The sequence below is a fragment of the Streptomyces sp. NPDC085932 genome, from assembly GCF_044540525.1.
In the GTDB taxonomy this organism is placed as follows: domain Bacteria; phylum Actinomycetota; class Actinomycetes; order Streptomycetales; family Streptomycetaceae; genus Streptomyces; species Streptomyces levis.
Genome location: NZ_JBITSJ010000013.1, coordinates 17,490 through 34,101 on the forward strand (window position 1 = coordinate 17,490; position 16,612 = coordinate 34,101).

Sequence of the window (16,612 nt, forward strand, 5' to 3'; positions counted from 1 at the left end):
GGCCTGTTGCCGCACGATGCGGTCGGCGCCGACAGACATACGGCAGCCGACGCGACCGCAGCAGTGGAGAAGAGCTCAGAATCGACGAGCCTCCACAAGGTGCATTGCAACGCGGTCTGTCTCCCCTCACGTGAGCAGATTCCTCGCGCCCGCATCGGTAGAAACGCATCCATGGACGGGACACGGGTGCGTCCCGTCCGTGGATGCGGGTGTACAAACGGGCTCAGCACGGGGCCTGAAAAGTTGGCTGGGGCGGGATCAGTGGATTCGATCCCGCCCCAGGTCACTCCGATACACCTCTACAGAGAGTTTCCCAACCTTCCGCAGTCACGGTCCACCGAGCAGCGGGGGCCCCGTGGCGCTACGGCGTCGTGCGGGCGAAACTGACCGCGTCGACGCGCATCCATTGGTTCGCAGATGCGTTTGAGGTGAAAGCGATAGTCGCTTTGTTATTGGTGACCGAGATGTTTGGAATCTCGATATCCATCCATGTCGATCCCGTTGGTACCGGAACACTTACCTCGCTGCTGCCATGGTTCAGAACTCTCATCCGGACACTCGTCTGCCCACCGGAACTCTGAACCTTCGCCTTCAGCTTGTAAGTGCCGTTCGGGATGTGGGTGAGGTTCTGCTTCGTAGTGACCGTATACGCACTGGAGCTCTTGTGAATGAGAGACCGCGTGCCGTTGCTTACGACGTCGGTGGCGATAGCGCTGGCCGGTGGACTGTAGCTTTCGATCCAACCCGGAACTATCCAGAGGTCTGCGGCGTTGACGGGCACCGCGTCAAAACTGCCATTGCCCAGCAGATTGGCGCCGTCCAGAGGCTTGTTCCAGTACCTGACGTAGTCGAAGTCGCTGGACCCAGCGGACACACTCTGAGCGGCCGGGTAGTACGGCAGGGCGGTGAGCCACAGATTCATCGGGTTGTACTGGTACTTTGTCGCTACGTTGTCGATGGTCGGCCCGATCTGCACTCCGTTGATGTAAAACTTGATGCTCTGCGGAGTGTACTCGTACCCGTAGACATTCCAATCAGCGAAGTTGATCCCCAGATCGGCCGCTGGCTGCTTACCCACTCGCACCTTGGTTGTGCCGACGCTTTGGGGGTAGTTGCCCATGTCGATCACATCCGGATGGGGCCCGGTGTCATGTTCGAACCCATCGATTTCGAATATTTGATTGTTCTCTGGCAGTATCCCGTTGGCGATGTCCTCGTTGATACGTGGATCTCCCCCGGCGCCCTTCATGTCTTTCCTGAGACCCATACTCCAGAACGACGTGTGCAACGGGGCGGTTCCGGCATACAACTTGGCACGGGTCTCGTAATACCCGTACCCGAAATTATGCCGAGAAATCAACCCTCCTGATACATAGTCAGGAACTCCATCACCGCTTACATCGCGCTTGTTGTAGGCAAGATGAAGAGCGTTTCCAGACTCATCCACCTCGTCCTTGTGCATATACGCGTTATTGTACGGGCCGGTGATCCTGTAATACCAGTCATTCTCGTTGACATCGCCGTCATTGAACTCGTCGGCGAACGCAGGCGTCGATCCGTATGCCGCTGCGAGGGCAGGGGGCAAGACAGGAGGGTTCGCCGCCGCAGCGGGGACGGCCTGCGAGACCGTGAGCGCGGCGGACGACGCGAGAAGCGCGCCTGAGAGAAACATGCGGGTCAGAAGGTTGCTGCCCACAGTCACCTCCTTGGTTGAGTAACCCGTATCATGAATGTCTCATCCCTTGATCACAAGAGGCATGCGCATCATTGAACCGAGATGCACGAATCAGCTCTCCTCAGTCGCCCGCCTCAGTCGGGAACCACCTGAAGCGCTCGTAAGGGTCTTGCTGGAGCAGGAGCTGCGGCCTGGTGGAACGCGTGGGCAAGGGTGGGGACCAGCGCAGCCCGCCGGAGACTGGTGAGGTGGCTGTCCGGGATCCTGCCGCAACGGCGGCGTTACCGCAGGCCTCGACTTGTGGCCTGGAATGGGCCTCGCCTCGATGTTTGATCCGGGCGGTTCAAGGGCCACTGCCAGTGGAGGAGGGACGATCGCCGCCGACGCGGTGAAACTCGGTGTCAGCAAAACGCGTGCGGCCTGCTGCTGACGCCCTCAGCGTTCATGCGCATCTGATTCCGCGTCATACCGCCCGCTGCTTGGCCCCGGGGCCTCACCGCCCACCAGCAGCCTGGTCCCTCATCACGGGACCTACTCGAAGCCACCGTCCCCACCGGGCCGGAGACGCGACGCCGCGATGCGCTGCAGATCTACGCCGGCGGTACCGCCCTTGCTCGCTCGCTCATCAAGCGCCCGCTTGAGTGAGGACCGCGGATCGCCCCCAACAGGGTTCAGCACCGGGCGAGCGGGGTCGCGAGGGGAGGGAGCCTAGGGAGAGTCCCTGGGGTGTGGTCTTGATCGGCCGCTCATTCTTGTCACAGCCCGGACCCGCGCTCCTCAATCTAAGGCACCTCGCGCCGCGCCGGCCAGTCTCGAGAGGTCAGACTCGATGCATCATGCCACATCTCTGCGGTACGCAATTGTAGGCGTGTCTACTGCTTTGGCAAGCATGGTCACAGTGATCGCTCCGCCGCCTGCTCAGGCAGCGGCAAGCACCGTTTATCAAACGGCTAAACTGCGGCTTGACCCTGGGACCTACTTCTATAATTGGAAAGCGAGTTGTCCGGCCGGTACCGTGATGGACGCGTCACCGGCTTCTTCGAAAGTAGTAGAGATAAGCAACAATGTCGGCCTGGAGTACTCGGTCAGAACCAGTGAACGCGAACGCGTGTGGGCAGTGAGTAACATCAGCCTTGCCAATGCAGGGGTAATCCGCATGTCTTACACCTGCATCGGAAATCCCATTGAACAGCAGCGTCAGATATTCCCTGACGTCGAGTACGACTGCAACGTCAACACGACGTCTTGTGATGTAAAAATCGAGAGCTCGACAACCGCAGCAGGCGCACAGATAATTGCCTCGGAGTCCGAAAATTGCAATAGGAATCCCGAGGATACCTCGCAGAATGTGCTACTCAACGCGACCCGCAGTACCTCTGTATCGAGTCAGTACTCATTTATGGAGGGCAGCCAGGTTCAGTTCCAGCTGAATGGTGGAACAGGCGGGCTGACCGGAAACATCAGCGCAGCGATTCAGCAGCAGAGCACTTGGACCTGGGCCAAGACTGCCGTTGCTGCCGAAGCTCTCACGGGGTACGTATCCGCTCGCTATTTCGGTGAACTGATCTTCACGCCGAAGGTACGGAAGACCCTGACCAACAACACACTCACCTACAGGGTGGGCGTCTACGACGACCGGCCGAATGGCGACCAGAAGGTCTGGACGAAGAAGGTTGAAGTCACGTCCCCGGTAGTGCGCTCCGACGGTACTGCCGACGGTAGATGGACCTTCCGGCAGCGGCACATGACAGCAGCTGAAGAATCCGGCTGCGATGGCGGGATCGCTCTGTACGGCCCCACTCACAACAAGACCTACATCATCACCGCGCGCAACAATCTGAAGTCTCTCCATGTCTCCGGAGGAGCGCTCTACCCGGCCCTGCCTGTCGTCACTGACGAGGTAGACAGCCCTCGGCAGCAGTGGGTGCTTACGCGGACGGACCTTCCTGACGGGAAGGCGTTCACTTACACCATCAAAAATGCCAGTAGTGGCATGTGCCTGCGGATGGATGAACTGCCTGGGCCGGACAGCAACAGCAGACAGGTGTACCAGGCCAACTGCTCGACCACGGATATATGGCAGCAGTGGAAGTTCCGCAGTATGGACAACGGGTGGAAGCAGATAATTTCAGCAGGCAGCGGCATTTACATGCTCAGCCAGGAGATCTTCAACAAGCCGTGCGGAACTCGCGGTCTGGCTCTTGGAGAGATCTTCGCTGCAAAGTTCTCGGCCGCCCATGCGATCCCTCAGGAATGCATGTTCGGCCTCCGGCAGACCCAGCCGACGATCGCCTAGAGTAGTAGGCCCGACGCTGTGCTGCGCTCAGCTCCCAGCAGCACAGCGTCACAATCCCCCACCACCATCAGACCCGTGAATCGCGAGCGGCCTAGAATTCAACCATCCTTAAGGTGCATCTTATGTTGAAGCGGATTATTACACACGCACTTCCTGTTGCTTCAGTAGCAGTTTTTGTAGCCTCTATATCTCAGCCGGCCGTCGCCGACGAGTTTCGCTCAGGAGTCACATTCATTCAGCCGGTCGAGCCGGTCAGCAGTGGTCCCGTTGTAGTACCTGAAGGCGTCAAGAGCACCTCATTCTCGGCCGATAGGATTCTCCGCGAATTCATCAGCAGAGGAAATGGGCTGCACGCTGCAATGGCGATCATGCAGGCGAGGCAGGCAGCATGGAGCGACATGTTCACAATGACTGTACGGAAGATCAGCTGACCATCTAAGGTTCCTGCACGAGCGGTTCACGGTTCGCACGGGCTTCGCGCACGCTTGGCACGGTGCGCGTTGCTCCGGCGTGCGGTATGTATGTGACCGGACCGGCCTGCATGAGCCGACGCGAGGGGGGACTTGCACCTTCGCGCGCCGGTACACATCTGCCAGCCAATCAATCCACAGCAGTATCACGGGCCGATCGCCCTTTGGGGCATACTTTGCGACCCCATGAACTGCACTCACGGCAGAAAACCCGTTCATGTGCGCAACGATGATGTGTCCCGGCAGTCGAGGCGCTTGCGAGGGACGCTCATGGGACATGTGGAGATTCAGAACCTGTACAACACCTACGGCGTGGAAAAGCTGGGGGTCTTGCTCGCCGACGTGGCGTCGGCAGGCCCTGCGGGAGCCGATGACGTGACGATCGCTGCGCTGCTCGCCGCCTCGCATGCCAACCCGCAGCTCGTTGTGAACCGGGTCGTAGAGAACATCGTTCTCCACTCCCACTTTCGCTGGACCGGTACCAACAAGGGCGAGAGAGGGCTTCTGGCAGACGGCGAGGGCGACTGCAGGAGCCTGGCCAGCGGGGCCGCGCGCGTCCTGCAGGCGCTCGACATCGAGGCGCAAGTGAGCAGCTACTCGCATGAGTTCGTGATCGGCCGGGAGGGCGTGACACTCATCGACGGGCAGACCGGCAACATTGACGGCAAGTGGTGGCGCTTCGAGAACCACCACTGGCTACACACAGCTTCCCAGGATTACGACCTGCTGATGGGTGGTGGTCCCGTGGACGCCAGCGCTTGGCACAATGTCATCCGTACCGAGGTTGCCGACGGCTTGACCTGGCTCTTGGCCGAGGGACTCGCGCACCCCGTCTATGTGGCGGATCCGGCTTCGGGCTACTCCTATACCATGGACCAAGCCAAGGCGCTTGTGTTCCATGTTCCTGGCCCGAGGACCTCTGGCTCCCGAGGCCACTGCGACATTCTGTGAGCAAAAGCATGCGAGTCCGGCAGTCACGGCGACATGCGTGGTGGTACCGACCGACGTACTGGTGCAAGGCGTTGTGCTCCCACTCGGGAAGCTGAACTTCCCTCACGAGCGGAGTCATCATCACAAACCATCCCGTGGCCGAAAACCATCACTGCCACTCGTTGTGGACGCCCTTCGATCGGGTTGATCAATAAGGTGCTGCATGCCGGGGACCGTTGTACGGCATACACCGGAGCGGTCGCCGGAGTATCGTCTCATCAGCATAAGACCTGGTTGTCGTGGCCATCACGACCAGACGAGCCTTCATGGACGCTTCAGCTTTTCTCCCTGGTATTCGAGGTCCGCACGGTGGCTAGCATGACCACATGTTCGATCTGGAGGATGGTCATCCGTCTTCCGCCCTTCCCGCCGATGCTTCAGTCGTCCACATACCTCCTGCTCTTACGGACCGAGGGACCGAGGAATGCCAGTGCCTGCCCGCCCCCGTCAGCGTCGTTCCACCTCCGGGGCACCTTCCTCCCCTGCCGTGATTCCCGCGGTCCTGGTCATCACGGCCCTCGGCGCCGGAGCGGCAGCCGCCCTCGCTCCAGCGGGTGCGCGTTCCTGGGTCCTGGTCGCAGCAACCGTCGCGTGGGGCTGCCTCACCGCCGTCATCATCGGCGCCTCGACCCTGCTGCGCCATGCCCGTCAGCAGGTGGCGGCACAGGCTGAGGAACTGGAGATGACAAGGAACAATTGGGCGCAACAGGGCGTCGAGGCAGCCCAGTTGGTTCATACGACCCTGCCGGCCGTGGTCCAGCAGGTGAAAAATGGGGCCGACGCCGCAGAGACACTGTCCGGTGCCTCTTCTCCCTCCGACCCGTACATGCGTCAGATGCTTCACGTGCTCGTCACCGAGGTGGGCGAGGCGGTACGACGGGTGGGCTCGGTACAGCACGAACTCAACATGGTCAGAGGCCAACTGATCGCGGGAAGCGCGGAGTTGGAGCAGCTGACCCACCACACGCTGCCATCGGCCGTGACCATGCTGCGGGAGGGCAGCTCCGCGGATACCGTCCTCGCCGCGTTCGAGTGGCCGCGCAACCCGCTGCTGCGCGCCACGGCCGAATCGTTCGTGCGCGACCTCGCCCACAGCGAACGCCGCTCCTCGGCGGCCCAGGCCGCCTCCGCGAAGGCACTCAGCCGGGTCCAGGCCAAGACGGTCAGCATGCTCGCCGAGCTGCGGGAGATGCAGGAACGGCACGGTCAGGAAGTTTTCGGTGACCTGCTGCGCCTGGACCACAGCACCTCCCAGCTGGGACTGATGACCGACCGGCTGGCACTGCTGATGGGGGGCCGTCCCAGCCGCGTCTGGAACAAGCCCATCGTGATGGAGAGCATCCTGCGCGGCGCAGTCGGCCGGATCGCCGCCTACCGGCGGGTGCGGCTGCACAACTCCAGCCGGGCCGCGATCGCGGGTTTCGCCGCCGAGGGTGTGATGCACCTGCTGGCCGAACTCATGGACAACGCGGCCAACTTCTCGCCGCCGATCGACGAGGTTCACGTCTATGCGGAGGAGGGCAGTGCCGGTCTCGTCGTGACCATCGAGGACAGTGGCCTGAAGATGTCCGACGCCGCAATGCGGCGGGCGGAGGAGTCCGTGTCGGGCAAGGTCACCGACCTTGCCTCGTTGCAGGGCACCCGACTCGGTCTGAGTGTGGTGGGGCGGCTCTCCGACAAGTACGGCATCAGCGTCAACTACCGGCCGTCCTCCCGGGGCGGCACCGGCGTGGTCGTACTCCTCCCTCCGGAACTCGTCGCCCAGCAGCGCGGCGCGATTTCGCCCGAGAAGACCATCCCTGCCAGACAGGTTCCGGCCACGCATACCTCGGCAGTTGAGGAGTACCCCGTTCCCGTGCGCCCCCAAATGGTCCCGGCCCAAGAAGCGGCGCCCGCCGCCGAGGACGCTCAAAGGCACAGCCAGGCCACCCCGCATGGGCTGCCTGTCCGCGCCCCCGGCCGCACCATGGCCGAGGCGGAGCGGAGCCGGTCGAAGCAAGCGGCCGATTCGCCTCGATCGGCAGGGCACGCGCCCGGCCCGGCCCGTGACGCCGGAAGCCGATTCGGTGCCTTCCACCGCGGCCGGAAGTCCAGCGGTGCGACCGACTCCGCGCCGGGCTCCGAGACCGGGGCCGGGAGCTAGGTCTCGCCAGCCCTTCATTCATCACGGCGGTCCTGGCCGCCTCACCCCCGCACTTCGTTGGATAGGAGGAACGAGCCGGGTGACCTTTCACGGTCACAGCCCGGCTCACCCACCATGGAGACCACTGACAACAGCCTCACCTGGCTCCTGACGAACCTTTTGCAGCGCACGCCGGGAACGCGGCACGCCCTCGTCCTGTCCAGGGACGGCCTGAAGCTGTGCTGGACCGAGCACATGACACTCGACCAGGCTGACCAGCTGGCGGCGATCTGCTCGGGCATCCAGGCGCTCGCCCAGGGCGCTTCCATGGAGTTCGGCGATGGGTCGGGCGGTGTCCGGCACTCCATGACCGAGTTCCACGGCGGACTGCTGTTCATCGTGGAGGCCGGCCAGGGCGCCCACCTCGCGATCCTCGCCGAGGAGAGCGCCGACCCGGGTGTCGTGGGTCACCAGATGACCGAGATGGTAGAGCAGATCGGCGAGCACCTGAGGGCCGAGCCCCGCACTCCCGCCACCCGAGGTGCCATCGCGTGATCCACAGACCCGTGGACGTCGGTGATCCCGACCGGCTGTACACCGTCACGGGCGGGCGCAGCGAAGCGGACGACACGTTCGACCTGGTGACGCTGATCGTCAGTGAGTGCGAGCCCGCAGCCGGGTTGCAGTCGGAGCATGTACGGATCCTGGAGATGTGCCGGCACCCGGCGGCGCTGGTCGAAATCGCCGCCGAGCTGAAGCTGCCCATCACTGTCGTCCGGATCCTCCTCGGCGACCTCCATGCCATGGGCAAGGTGAGCGCTCGTCACCCTCGCGCGGCGGCGTCCGTCGCGGACCTGCCCGAAACCGCCCTGCTCCAGGAGGTGCTCCATGGGCTCCGCAACCTCTGAGCTGCCCTTCCAGCGCACACCACTCGCCGATGCCGCCGAGACCGGCCTGAAGATAGTCATCATTGGCGGTTTCGGCGTCGGCAAGACCACCTTGGTGCGCTCGGTCAGCGAGATACGGCCCCTGAATACCGAAGAGATGATGACGCAGGCCGGGCAGGGCGTCGACGAGACGGCCGGTGTGGAACGCAAGACCACCACCACCGTCGCGTTCGACTTCGGTCGTATCAGCCTCAACCGGCACATGGTGCTCTACCTGTTCGGCGCTCCGGGCCAGGAACGCTTCTGGTTCCTCTGGGACCGGTTGTTCTCCGGCACGCTGGGTGCGGTCGTCCTCGTCGACACCCGCCGCATGGAGGACTCCTGGTACGCGATCGACCGGCTCGAACATCACGGCACACCGTTCGTCGTGGCCATCAACCGGTTCGACGACGACAACAACCGGTTCTCCCTGGGGGAGATCCGTCAGGCCCTTGCCCTCGGTGACCACGTACCCATGATCGACTGCGACGCGCGACTCAGGTCGTCGGGCAAGGAAGTCCTCATCGCTCTCGTGGAGCACCTCCACGCGTTGGCACTGATCCAGGAGAAGACACCGTGAGCGACACCACCGGCTCCCCATCCTCCGACGTGCCTGCGTCCGGCTGCCCCGCACACCCCGGGGCCGTGCGACTGAGCGGACTGGAGTACCAGCGGACGCCCTCACAGCTGTACCGCACAATGCGGCGCGAGCAAGGGCCCGTCGCGCCTGTGCTGCTCGACGGCGACATCCCCGCCTGGCTCGTGCTCGGCTATCCCGAGGTCTGCTACGTCACCAGCCACGACGAGCTGTTCGCGCGCGACTCCCGGCGCTGGAACCAGTGGCCGAACATTCCGGCGGACTGGCCGCTGCTGCCGTTCGTCGGCCACCAGCCTTCGGTGCTCTTCACCGAGGGACAGGAACATCAACGCCGGGCGGGCGTGATCACGCAGGCGCTGGAGGGCGTCGATCAGTTCGAGTTGACGCGTCAATGCCAGCTCATCGCCGATCAGCTGATCGCCTCCTTCTCCGGCAGTGGCCAGGCCGAGCTGATGAGTATGTACGCGCACGCACTGCCGGCGCGTGCCGTGCTGTGGATGTGCGGGATGCCGCAGGGCAGCGTGGACACCGAGCAGCTCGTCGACGACCTGCGCATCTCCCTGGACGCTGGTGAGGGTGATGACCCGGTGGCGGCGTACGGGCGTGTCGGGGAGCGCATCTTGCGGCTGGTGAAGGAGAAGCGGGAGCGTCCCGGCCCCGACGTCACTTCGCGCATGCTGCTCGATCCGGCCGGCCTCAGCGACGAGGAGCTCGTACAGGACCTGATCTCAGTGATCGCTGCGGCGCAGCAGCCCACTGCCAACTGGATCTGCAACACCCTGCGGCTGCTGCTGACCGACGAGCGCTTCGCGGTCAACGTCTCCGGCGGCCGGGTCAGCGTCGGGGAGGCGCTGAACGAGGTGTTGTGGCTGGACACGCCGACGCAGAACTTCATCGGCCGCTGGGCAGTGCGTGACACCCAGCTCGGCGGGCGGCTCATCCGGGAGGGCGACTGCCTGATCCTGGGACTTGCCGCAGCCAACACCGACCCGCAGATCTGGCCTGAGTCGCACGTCGGCGCTGAGAACTCTGCGCACCTGTCCTTCAGCAACGGTGAGCATCGCTGCCCCTATCCCGCGCCGCTGCTGGCCGATGTCATGGCCCGCACGGCCGTGGAGACGCTGATGGAGCAGCTGCCCGATCTCGTCCTGGGCGTGGAGGCGGACGAGCTGACCTGGCGTCCGTCCATCTGGATGCGCGGTCTGACCGCTCTTCCCGTGCGGTTCACCCCCGCGGTGCACTAGAAGGCGACGCCCGGTTCGTCCGGCTCCCCGTATGCACCATGGTGGCATTTTCCCCGCCGAGTCCTGCGTGGACGCGGCGGGGATGCGCTCCCCCCGGCGAGCGGCGGGCCGGTCGCCGCGCCGAAAGCGTGCTCAGCCGGTGACAGGGGTGAAGCGCACCGGCAGCGACTGCGGACCGCGAGTGAACACGCCGTGCTCGACCGGGTCGAAGCCGTCCGCAAGCCTGAGGTCCGGCATGGCGTCGAGCAGCTGGTTCATGCCGGTCTCGACTTCCGCCTTGGCCAACAGCGCGCCGACGCAGAAATGCCGGCCAAGGGCGAAGGCGAGGTGGTCGGCGGCGGCCGTGAACGCCGACGTCGTGCTCAGGTCGTCACGGAAGATGTCGAACCTGTCGGGGGCGCGGAAGCGACGCTCGTCCCGATTGGCGGCACCGATGAGACAGGTTACCGTGGCCCCCGCTGGAATGGTCCCCCCGGTGACCTCCACATCGGTGGCCGACTGCCGCATGATCATATGCACCGGGGGGGTGTAGCGCAGGGTCTCGGCGAACGCGGCCGGGATCAGGTTCCGGTCGGCCCGGACCGCCGCCAACTGGTCGGGGTGCATCAGCAAGTTGGCCAGGATGCTCGCGATCGCCTTGTCCGTCGTCTCCCCGCCGGCGGCCAACAGCAGGCTGCAGAACGCCTTGATGTCCTCGTCACTCATCCGCTCCCCGTCGACCTCAGCGGCGCAGAGCGTCGACAGCAGGTCGTCGCCCGGGTTGTCGCGCCGCTCGCGGATGATCGGGATCATGTACTCGGCGAACTCCACCCGGGTGCGTTCACCCGCGGCGGTCACCTCGGGATCTCCCGAGAGGTTGCCGAGGAAGGCGATGACGGCCGTGTACCAGCCGTGGAAGCGGGCGTGATCTGCCTTGTCCAGACCCAACATGTCCGCGATCACGTTGACCGGGAAGCGCGTCGCGTAGTCGCTGACGATGTCGGCGGAGCCGGAGTGCCGGAAGGTCTCTATCAGATCACGCGAGTTGCGCTCGATGACCGGCAGGAACCGCTCCTGCAGATCCTTGCCCCGGAAAGCCGGCGCCACCAGGGCGCGCCGCACCGCATGCTCACGCCCGCTGAGCTGGAGGATCGTCTTGCCGTGAACCGGCTCCAACTGCCAGTTGTAGTTGTCCGTCGTGAACTGCGACTTCTTATCCTTGAAGACGCGTTCGACGTCGTCGTAGCGGGAGATGATGTAACTCTGTGTGGCCTCGTGCCAGATCAGGGGTTTCCCTTCCCGCATCACCGCGTACGCGGGGTACGGATCCGCGGCGAACTCGGGCGAAAGAATGTCGGGCACCTGCTCGGCAGTGGACACTGAGCTCCCCTGAGTAGACGGATGGTGAATCTGCGGGCAACAGATTAGGGATCTTTGTCTGGCTCAAACAGTGCCTAACTGGCCGAAGTTCGGCGGGTGCACGTGCGGAATCGGACAACGTGGGTCGATTTTCCGGCGTCGGCGCCCGGCCTTGATTGCGGTCGGTGGTACAGACCGTGCGGAGCGTGTAGTGAACGTGGCTCCGCTTCAGGCATCACAACGAGCAAGCCTGGCCCGGCACTCGCTGGCAGAACGCCTGCACCGCCTGCCCAGCCGGGACGATGGGCCCATGGTGTAGAAAACGCACGCAGGGCCGGTCGGGCGCTGTGGGACCTGCATGGCTGTTGGCGCACCTGACACTGAGCGGCGTGGCACATCGGCGACGACTACGGCATGGTCGTCGTCCTGCGTGCCGGTAGCGGCGCTCGGCCGGCCTGCGGCAGCGACACCTGCGGCTGGCCAAGCGAGCCATGCCGCCGACCGGTGCGCCGGAGTCGGTAGCCCTTCGGTACGGTCGCCTTGTCAGGGCCCGGAGTGCGACTCCCGCGCAGGGCCCTCGTCGTAGCGCAGACGGCTTTCCAGCACATAGTCGCGATTGGTCCGCATCCACTCGGTCAGCTGGGCCAATTGGTCCAGGAGCGACCGGCCCACGCTCGTCAGGGCGTACTCCACGGCCGGCGGCGTGCTGTCGATGACCTTCCGTACGACCAGCCCATCCCTTTCCAGGCCACGCAGGGTGTACGTGAGCATGCGCTGTGAGATGCCGTCGATTGAGCGCCGCAACTCACCGTAGCGGCACGGGCCCGCGCTGAGTTGCGCCATGGCGAGCATGCTCCACTTGTCACCGACTCGGTCCAGGAGATCGCGTATCTCGCAACTCTGGTGATCGGCTCCCACACGGTCGGGAACATGGGTGTGCGTTGACCACATGAAAGTGCCTTCTTTCTTCCTGACCTGCGGGTCTTTCACACTACAAAGCAACACAAGTCTTGGCATGCACCGGAGAGCAGCGAATTCTCCGCTGCCATCTGCCGCGTCCGACGCAGCACTTACATCCATGCCTACTGTCATGTTCCAGCGTAGGGAGCCGAAATGCAGGATCTAGGGTCCGATGAATCTCCGGACGAGGTTCCCGTTCTGATCGTCGGGGGCGGCCCGGCCGGCCTCAGTGCTGCGCTCTGTCTCGCGCGTATGGGGGTCCCCTGCGTTCTTGCCGAGTCACACACGGAAGTCGGCAGGTTACCGCGGGCGACTGGTGTACGCACCCGCACCATGGAGCTCCTGCGGGAATGGGGCCTGGAGAGCCAGGTGCGGCAGCACGCTCTGCCGGGGTTCGGTGAGATCGCCTGGTGCCATTCCCTCAGCGGTGAAGAGTTCGGCCGCCTGGCCATCAGCCCAGATGAGGCAGACAGCGCGAACCGGCGCAGCGTCAGCCCAACGTCGGTCGCATGGTGCCCACAAGACGTGGTGGAGCCGGCTCTGCTGGATGCCGTAAGAGAACAGCCGCTCGTGGACCTGCGCATGGGGACGCGCGTCAGTGACGTCGTGCAGGACGCCACAAGGGTGAGCGCAACACTGACCAGCTCTGCCGATGGCACGAGGCGTAAGGTGCACGCCCGGTATCTCCTGGCCTGCGACGGTGCGAGCAGCCCGATCCGTCGTTCTCTGCAGATCGGCATGGCAGGGTTGGACCTGGCGATCAGCTTTGTGAACATCTACTTCGAAGCGGATCTCCGCCCATGGGCAGGTCCCGCCCCCGCAGCGATCTACTGGGTGATCAACAGCGGCTCGAGTGGTGCTCTCGTCACACTGGACGGCCGCGATCGCTGGTACGTCACGGTGCTCCCTCGCACCACTGACGTGCGGCTGGATGATGACTGGTGCACCGAGACCGTCCGCGACATCGTCGGCGTTGCCGACCTTCCGGTGAAGGTGCTCGACGCCCGCCCGTGGACGATGAAGGCCGAGGTCGCCGAGAAGTTCCGGGACGGCAGAATCTTCCTGGTGGGAGACGCGGCTCACCGGTTTCCCCCTACAGGCGGCTTCGGCATGAACTCCAGCATTCAGGACGCACACAATCTCGCTTGGAAGATCGTCGGCGTGTATCACGGCTGGGCTCCGCTGAGCCTGCTGGACAGTTACGAGTCCGAACGTCGACCGATCGCTCTGCTCAACAGCGAGCGCAGCGCCGAAAACATGCTGCTCATGTCCGAGACGGGTCTGGGCTCCGAGGTGTACGCATTCGCTGATCAGTTGGAGAAGGACGGCGAACAGGCCGACACACTTCGGGCCCGCATTCGCGCGGCTATCCCGGGACAGTCCGTCCAGTTCGATGCCCTGCCCCAAGACATAGGGTTCCGCTACCACCGTGGTGCCCTCGTCGCCGAGCCCGCATCGAACACGCAGCCCATAAATGAGACAGCACCCTTCGTCCCGGACGGGGCCGTAGGATCGCGAGCCCCGCACCACGTGCTCACCCGCGACGGATACGACATCTCAACCCTTGACCTCTTCGGCGACGGATTTGTCGTCCTGGCGGCTGAGGAAGGTGACGGCTGGCTGGCGGGGGCCAACGCAGCCGCCGCTGAGCGAAGCATTCCCCTCTCGGCCTTCCGCATAGGTGCGGGCGCCGATCTCCGCGATCCGAGTGGGGCATGGCACAAAACTGCCGGCGTGGGCTTGTCCGGCGCCTGCCTGATACGTCCGGACGGCCATGTCGCCTGGCGCACTTCGCGCAGAGCACCAGCCGATGCCTCGGCGACGATGGGCAGGATATTCGACGCCGTGCTGGCGCCCTTCGAAGTGGCCATCGGAAGCATTGCAGAGGACTGACGCGGCTCCTGCCCTCACGACGTCAGCCAGCCGGATGTCTCGCTCGCTGGGAGGGCCATCGGATCAACAGGTCCGTCGAGCACGGCTCTCCGGTACCAGGAGACAGCGGTCTCTTCTCCCGTTCTCCCAGACCGGCTCCAGGTGCTGCGCCTGCTTTACCCCCACTACCATGGAAGCTGGAGATTCGAATGACCTCCCCTATAAAACTCTCGCATGTCGTGCTCCAAACCAACCAGATACCCGTGTTGCGCGACTGGTACTGTCAATTGCTCGGAGCCCGGGTACAGGCCGAAGTCGGCCCGATGTGCCTCTTGACGTACGACGACGAGCATCACAGGATCGCCTTGCTCCACCTCGAGCAGTACTCGGAGCGTATTCCTAATGCCGCAGGCATGCACCACATGGCATTCTGCTACGCCTCTCTCAGTGAACTCCTCCACCATTACGAGAAGCTGAGGCCCAAGGGGGTGCTGCCGTGGTTCTGCGTGAATCACGGCCCCACCATCTCCCTGTACTACAGAGACCCGGACGGAAATCAATCGGAGCTTCAGGTCGATGTCTTCGAAACATCCGAGGAGGCCAATGATTTCATGCAGTCTCCAGCGTACAGAAGTAACCCGATCGGTATCGAATTCGATCCGGATGACATGCTCAAACGTCTTCGTTCGGGCGTTCCTGAAGCTCAGCTCATGAGACGTCCGGACATCGAATGAAGGTACGCGCGGCGGCTCGACCACGCCCGGGATAACCTGCTACGCAAGGTTGGAAAGCGCAGCTACTCAGCGACGGGCCGTCGGGACTCGATCTGCCTCGGACAAGCATGGTCAGACCAGAACCAGGGCGCCGGTCTGACCATTGCCGCAGGCTGGGACGTTCAGGTGTACGACTGCCCGACTGCCTGTCCGATCATTGGGTGCTCACGTCAGTTTCGGTCAGTTGCGCGATGCCTACGTGCGAAGTAGACCCCGGCGCTGCCCGCCAGCACGATCGCGAGACCGGCACCAGCGAGGGCCGGTGTGGTGTTCGACGCACCGGTCTCGGCAAGGTCCCCGTCCGTTGTCGGGTTGTTCCCCTCAGTTTTCCCGGTGGGCGCGGACGAGGCCGACTCGTTGGAAGGTGTGGACATAGTTGGGTGGGGCGTGTGCCTCTCCGCGAGAACCGCAGAGAACGCCCCGGCAATCACCTTGTGGCCGTCGGCGTTCGGATGAGGATCCTTCTCATCAGTACACGTCCAGGTCAGCTGACAAATCTTGGCCACGTTCTTAGGCGCCACACCCGCGCCGGGCACATTCACCAGGGTGGTTGAGTCTTCTGAGGAGTAGGCACCGGCCACATCAGCCACCTCGAAGCCGGCGGTCCCGTACACCTGGCTGATTGCTCTGTTGGCGGCCCTGATGAGGGGGGCCGATTCCTCGGCGGTCTTCTGCCCTGGGGTCCCCGTCAGCCAGGCTGCCAGGAACGGGTTGTAATAGGTCGATCCTGTGTACTGGGTGTGCTCAGTCCCTGCCTTGCGGAGGGCCGCCGCGATCTGCGTGAGGTGCTCACCCATGGCCTGGCCGGCGGTGTTCAGGCACGCCGCGTCGAGGGTCTCGGCCGGGCCGACGCAGGCCTGGATGTCATTGGCGCCGACACTCAGGGAGACGTATGCCACCTTGCCCTTGTGCTGAGCCAACGCCTTCAAAGCCGCATCCAGTTGCGACTGGGCCTGCGGGTAATCACATCTGCCGCCCTTGATCAGGGACTCCGTGGTTTCCCCTGTGCACCCCAGGCGTATGTGCTGGAGGTTGGGGTCTCGACGCTTGAGCTGTGTATACAGCTGATCGGTGTAGGCGACAGCGGTGTCCTTGTCGACGTCCGGCTGATAGCCGGTGGCCAGGGAGTCGCCAAGCGATATGTAGTACGTGGTTTCCTTCCCGTTGCTCGCCTCGTCGGCAACGGCAAGCCCGGGCGCGCACAATACGGCCGTCATGGCGGAAATGAACAGCCCGGGGCCGGGACGCTTAAGGAATCTCATCACTTACGTGCACTTTCCAGTTGTCGAGGGGCGATGCCGAAAGGCATGGCATTGTGAAGGGCTGCGCTTCGCAGCAACGGTAAACC

At 63.8% G+C, this 16,612-nt stretch carries 13 protein-coding genes; 9 read left to right on the top strand and 4 right to left on the bottom strand.

What is annotated here, in order from left to right:
* Positions 1-361: 361 nt before the first annotated feature.
* Positions 362-1,696, bottom strand: coding sequence for a hypothetical protein (locus ACIGAQ_RS37485; protein WP_399791247.1), 1,335 nt, complete (start codon positions 1,694-1,696; stop codon positions 362-364).
* 868 nt (positions 1,697-2,564) lie between these two features.
* On the opposite strand from ACIGAQ_RS37485, the gene ACIGAQ_RS37490 reads away from it, so the two are divergent.
* The 7 genes from ACIGAQ_RS37490 to ACIGAQ_RS37520 all read left to right on the top strand — a co-directional run bounded on the left by ACIGAQ_RS37490 (position 2,565) and on the right by ACIGAQ_RS37520 (position 10,321).
* A complete protein-coding gene (locus tag ACIGAQ_RS37490; RefSeq protein ID WP_399791250.1) occupies positions 2,565-3,971 on the top strand; it encodes an RICIN domain-containing protein in 1,407 nt (468 codons plus the stop codon).
* 740 nt (positions 3,972-4,711) lie between these two features.
* Positions 4,712-5,392 (top strand): hypothetical protein, encoded by a 681-nt coding sequence (locus ACIGAQ_RS37495; protein ID WP_399791253.1) that lies wholly within the window; start codon positions 4,712-4,714, stop codon positions 5,390-5,392.
* A 463-nt stretch (positions 5,393-5,855) separates the two neighbouring features.
* Positions 5,856-7,574: an ATP-binding protein gene (locus ACIGAQ_RS37500; RefSeq protein WP_399791256.1), complete on the top strand. Its 1,719-nt coding sequence runs from the start codon at positions 5,856-5,858 to the stop codon at positions 7,572-7,574.
* Positions 7,575-7,688: 114 nt separating this feature from the next.
* A complete protein-coding gene (locus tag ACIGAQ_RS37505) occupies positions 7,689-8,108 on the top strand; it encodes a roadblock/LC7 domain-containing protein (protein WP_399791259.1) in 420 nt (139 codons plus the stop codon).
* Positions 8,105-8,461, top strand: a complete 357-nt coding sequence (locus ACIGAQ_RS37510; protein ID WP_399791262.1) for a DUF742 domain-containing protein — start codon at positions 8,105-8,107, stop codon at positions 8,459-8,461. The genes ACIGAQ_RS37505 and ACIGAQ_RS37510 overlap by 4 nt, the downstream gene beginning before the upstream one ends.
* Positions 8,442-9,059: a GTP-binding protein gene (locus tag ACIGAQ_RS37515; RefSeq protein WP_399791265.1), complete on the top strand. Its 618-nt coding sequence runs from the start codon at positions 8,442-8,444 to the stop codon at positions 9,057-9,059. Before ACIGAQ_RS37510 ends, ACIGAQ_RS37515 begins: the two co-directional genes overlap by 20 nt.
* Entirely contained in the window at positions 9,056-10,321 is a 1,266-nt protein-coding gene (locus tag ACIGAQ_RS37520; protein ID WP_399791268.1) for a cytochrome P450, read from the top strand. Before ACIGAQ_RS37515 ends, ACIGAQ_RS37520 begins: the two co-directional genes overlap by 4 nt.
* 132 nt (positions 10,322-10,453) lie before the next feature.
* Here the strand turns inward: ACIGAQ_RS37520 and ACIGAQ_RS37525 are convergent, their stop codons facing one another.
* Together ACIGAQ_RS37525 and ACIGAQ_RS37530 are read right to left on the bottom strand one after the other, a co-directional pair.
* On the bottom strand, positions 10,454-11,680 hold the full coding sequence (locus ACIGAQ_RS37525) for a cytochrome P450 (RefSeq protein ID WP_399791271.1): 1,227 nt from the start codon (positions 11,678-11,680) through the stop codon (positions 10,454-10,456).
* A 522-nt stretch (positions 11,681-12,202) separates the two neighbouring features.
* A complete protein-coding gene (locus ACIGAQ_RS37530) occupies positions 12,203-12,751 on the bottom strand; it encodes a winged helix-turn-helix transcriptional regulator (RefSeq protein WP_399791274.1) in 549 nt (182 codons plus the stop codon).
* Between the two features lie 21 nt (positions 12,752-12,772).
* Between ACIGAQ_RS37530 and ACIGAQ_RS37535 the strand changes: the two genes are divergently transcribed.
* Both ACIGAQ_RS37535 and ACIGAQ_RS37540 read left to right on the top strand, forming a co-directional pair.
* Positions 12,773-14,512 (top strand): FAD-dependent monooxygenase, encoded by a 1,740-nt coding sequence (locus tag ACIGAQ_RS37535; RefSeq protein WP_399791277.1) that lies wholly within the window; start codon positions 12,773-12,775, stop codon positions 14,510-14,512.
* A gap of 188 nt (positions 14,513-14,700) precedes the next feature.
* Positions 14,701-15,225, top strand: coding sequence for a VOC family protein (locus tag ACIGAQ_RS37540; RefSeq protein ID WP_399791280.1), 525 nt, complete (start codon positions 14,701-14,703; stop codon positions 15,223-15,225).
* A gap of 209 nt (positions 15,226-15,434) precedes the next feature.
* On the opposite strand, the gene ACIGAQ_RS37545 is transcribed toward ACIGAQ_RS37540, so the two are convergent.
* Positions 15,435-16,481, bottom strand: coding sequence for a GDSL-type esterase/lipase family protein (locus tag ACIGAQ_RS37545; RefSeq protein ID WP_399791284.1), 1,047 nt, complete (start codon positions 16,479-16,481; stop codon positions 15,435-15,437).
* Positions 16,482-16,612: the final 131 nt, after the last annotated feature.

Coding starts and splice junctions, on each gene's coding strand:
- ACIGAQ_RS37490 (WP_399791250.1), top strand. CDS start 2,565: ATGGTCACAGTGATCGCTCCGCCGCCTGCTCAGGCAGCGGCAAGCACC.
- ACIGAQ_RS37495 (WP_399791253.1), top strand. CDS start 4,712: ATGGGACATGTGGAGATTCAGAACCTGTACAACACCTACGGCGTGGAA.
- ACIGAQ_RS37500 (WP_399791256.1), top strand. CDS start 5,856: ATGCCAGTGCCTGCCCGCCCCCGTCAGCGTCGTTCCACCTCCGGGGCA.
- ACIGAQ_RS37505 (WP_399791259.1), top strand. CDS start 7,689: ATGGAGACCACTGACAACAGCCTCACCTGGCTCCTGACGAACCTTTTG.
- ACIGAQ_RS37515 (WP_399791265.1), top strand. CDS start 8,442: ATGGGCTCCGCAACCTCTGAGCTGCCCTTCCAGCGCACACCACTCGCC.
- ACIGAQ_RS37530 (WP_399791274.1), bottom strand. CDS start 12,751: ATGACAGTAGGCATGGATGTAAGTGCTGCGTCGGACGCGGCAGATGGC.
- ACIGAQ_RS37535 (WP_399791277.1), top strand. CDS start 12,773: ATGCAGGATCTAGGGTCCGATGAATCTCCGGACGAGGTTCCCGTTCTG.
- ACIGAQ_RS37540 (WP_399791280.1), top strand. CDS start 14,701: ATGACCTCCCCTATAAAACTCTCGCATGTCGTGCTCCAAACCAACCAG.
- ACIGAQ_RS37545 (WP_399791284.1), bottom strand. CDS start 16,481: ATGACGGCCGTATTGTGCGCGCCCGGGCTTGCCGTTGCCGACGAGGCG.